The organism is Saccharothrix sp. ST-888, assembly GCF_000955975.1.
Taxonomy (GTDB): Bacteria; Actinomycetota; Actinomycetes; order Streptomycetales; family Streptomycetaceae; genus Kitasatospora.
In genome coordinates this window covers 1-332 of record NZ_JYJF01000724.1, presented here as the reverse complement: position 1 = coordinate 332, position 332 = coordinate 1, and the positions used below count along the sequence as shown (strand labels likewise).

The 332-nt window shown below is 70.5% G+C and carries 1 protein-coding gene; it reads left to right on the top strand.

Features of this window, described 5'->3' with window-relative positions; translation table 11 throughout:
• Positions 1-332: beta-ketoacyl synthase N-terminal-like domain-containing protein (locus UK12_RS34365; protein WP_156179149.1), on the top strand; the 332-nt coding region annotated here is incomplete at both ends.

The following is a 332-nucleotide window of genomic DNA, read 5'->3' as shown; positions in this document are numbered from 1 at the left end:
GACCGTGCGCGGCAGCCGGACCGGTGTGTTCGCCGGTGTGATGTACCACGACTACGCGACGGGTGTCGGTGAGCTGCCGGACGGTGTCGAGGGCTACCTGGGCACGGGCAACTCCGGCAGCATCGCCTCCGGCCGGGTCGCCTACACGCTCGGCTTCGAAGGCCCGGCGGTCACCGTCGACACCGCCTGCTCGTCCTCCCTGGTTGCCCTGCACTGGGCGATCCAGGCACTGAGCAACGGCGAGTGCACGATGGCCCTGGCCGGCGGCGTCGCGATCATGTCCACCCCCGAGGTGTTCGTCGACTTCAGTCGTCAGCGGGCGCTCTCGGCGG